General features: G+C 55.3%; 3 protein-coding genes. 2 read left to right on the top strand and 1 reads right to left on the bottom strand.

Annotated elements, in window-relative coordinates; genetic code table 11:
- Window positions 1-61: 61 nt before the first annotated feature.
- Window positions 62-400 (bottom strand): DUF6172 family protein, encoded by a 339-nt coding sequence (locus AC4FIC_RS15075; RefSeq protein WP_227003745.1) that lies wholly within the window; start codon window positions 398-400, stop codon window positions 62-64.
- A 420-nt stretch (window positions 401-820) separates the two neighbouring features.
- Between AC4FIC_RS15075 and AC4FIC_RS15070 the strand changes: the two genes are divergently transcribed.
- Together AC4FIC_RS15070 and AC4FIC_RS15065 are read left to right on the top strand one after the other, a co-directional pair.
- Window positions 821-1,735 carry a zinc-binding dehydrogenase gene (locus AC4FIC_RS15070; protein WP_100256127.1) on the top strand — a complete coding sequence of 305 codons (915 nt, stop codon included), beginning with the start codon at window positions 821-823 and terminating at the stop codon, window positions 1,733-1,735.
- Window positions 1,736-1,824: 89 nt separating this feature from the next.
- Window positions 1,825-2,196 carry a DUF2237 family protein gene (locus AC4FIC_RS15065; protein ID WP_273286582.1) on the top strand — a complete coding sequence of 124 codons (372 nt, stop codon included), beginning with the start codon at window positions 1,825-1,827 and terminating at the stop codon, window positions 2,194-2,196.
- Window positions 2,197-2,229: the final 33 nt, after the last annotated feature.

Raw genomic sequence — 2,229 nt, 5'->3', positions numbered from 1 at the left:
GCTGAACGGGTGTTAGTGGCGGCAGACGCAAGCGGGATCGTTATGCCGCGTTCAGACTGATCTACTCGCCGGTGACGTCGAGATCATCATCGTCATCACCCGGCTGGGTAAGCGACGCAAGCTTCTGTCGCTGACGACCGACAGCCATAATCTCCAGATAGAAGGTGTCCTGTTCCGCCGCCACCAGCTGGTCGATTTCCTTGTTGATTTCGGCAACGTGGATCACGCGAGCGTCTTGCTCACTGGACCCAAATTTGCACTCAAAATCCCAAAAATCGGTATCGGCCGGCACGGCCTTCTTGCGCTCACGCGTCTGGTATTTCTTAATTTCGTGTTTGACCGCTTCCACCCGACGGGCCAGATTGATTTTGGGGTGGGTCAAACTAAAGGTCTTTTTCATGGGATTCCTGATAAAGCGGATAAAAACGAGAAGTGGTCCGATTATAGGGCTCAATTTACAGAAATCGAGCGAAACTCGGATAAACACCAATATAGAGTCATAAAGTGCCTTGGCATAAGCAACCCACAGCGTGCCCATAGTCGCCAAGGGGCCCGGTATTGGATCTGAATTCGGCCCTCATATTCGTCTTCGACGCGTGCGTTTTTGAACTAAACTTCTGCTAAGGCCGATAAAACCTCCAATTGTCAGCGGTTATCAACATCTGAGCGAGTTTATTTAGGCCACCGATGCTGTTGGTTCGAGAGCGAGTCTGCCTCGACCTTTTACGTTCTCACTGAGAGTTGTCCTTATGATGCTTACCAAGAGTCCACTCATTCCGCTTTACAAACAGTTGTACCGCAAGACAGCGGAGGCGTCGCGATGATCGCCTGGGTCAACACAGATGCGGCTGGCGGCGCGCAATGGCAGCGTCAAGAACAACCCAGACCAACCCCAAGAGACGGCTGGGCCCTGATTCGGGTGCGAGCCGTGGCTCTTGATCGTTCAGAATGCGTCGGTGAAATTGTGCACCCCGGAGGCTTGCAGTTGCCTGTTGGGACCCGAGTTGCTGCATTAAAGGTCGGTGTGTCCCAGCCTAGCGAGGGCACCTACGCCGAATACGTCCTGGTACCTCACGCTGATCTATTCCCGCTCAACAGCCAGCTGCCCTGGGATGTCCTCGCGGCGCTGCCGACATTACTGCGCAACGCCCACGGGGCCCTGCACATTGGCTTGGCGATAGCGGATGCCGAGTCCCTGTTGATCCGAGGTGGCACCTCAACCATTGGCTTGACTGTCTTGGCCTTGGCCAAGGCGGCAGGCTTACGGGTTGGCGTCACGACCCGAACCAGCGATCAGATTACCAATTTGATTCACGCCGGCGCCGACGAAGTCTGGATCGACAATGGTCAGGTCGCGCCACAGATCGCCGCCTCCATCTTCAAACCCTACGATCGAGTACTGGAACTGGTTGGCGATAGCACGCTGGAGGACTCATTGGCATGCGTCGGCCCGAGTGGGCTGGTGTGCAGGATGGGCAACCTTGGCGGACCTGCGTCACCGGAGAATTTCAACCCTCGTGTCGATATCCCTACCGCTGTAGAACTGACCTCGTATCAAGGCGAAGCGGCGGATCTAAATGGCTCACAGCTGCAAACCTATCTCGATCTGGCAGCCGCCGCCCGCCTCAGCCTGCCTGTTGCTAGGGTGTTTAACTTCGACGACCTCGCGGCCGCCCAGCGTTTACTGGCTCAGAGTCCGGCCGGTGCGAAAATAGTGGTACTGCGTTGCCCCTAATGCTTGGCTTATAAGGAAACCAAAAGTTACACTGGTCTTTTCTCGGTGTGAGTTATTGATGCACCTATTACACAGGTTTTTTTATGGCTATGTACCCATCCCTGAATGTCTTCGGCGAACCACTCGACCCGTGTGGCGAAAACCCCTTAACCGGTTTCTATCGCGATGGCTGCTGCAACAGCAGTGATGAAGACGGCGGATCGCACACCGTATGTATCGAAGCGACCGAAGAGTTTTTGCGCTATTCCCAACTCAAGGGCAATGATTTGTCCACGCCGGTACCGCAATACAACTTTGCCGGCTTAAAGCCGGGCGACACCTGGTGCATGTGTGCCGCACGTTGGTTGGAGGCCATGAAAGACGACAAGGCGCCACGCGTGTTTTTACGCCGAACCCATTTGCGAGCGCTCGACCGGGTCGCGTTGGATTTGCTCAAACAGTATGCCGTCGACCTTAATTAGGGGCCTTAAGCGCTGGCATTGGGGCGGCCTGCT

Source organism: Reinekea sp. (assembly GCF_982785585.1).
The sequence above is the reverse complement of the archived record's forward strand: the minus strand, read 5'-3'. Positions and strand labels throughout refer to the sequence as shown.

Coding starts and splice junctions, on each gene's coding strand:
- AC4FIC_RS15065 (WP_273286582.1), top strand. CDS start 1,825: ATGTACCCATCCCTGAATGTCTTCGGCGAACCACTCGACCCGTGTGGC.
- AC4FIC_RS15075 (WP_227003745.1), bottom strand. CDS start 400: ATGAAAAAGACCTTTAGTTTGACCCACCCCAAAATCAATCTGGCCCGT.
- AC4FIC_RS15070 (WP_100256127.1), top strand. CDS start 821: ATGATCGCCTGGGTCAACACAGATGCGGCTGGCGGCGCGCAATGGCAG.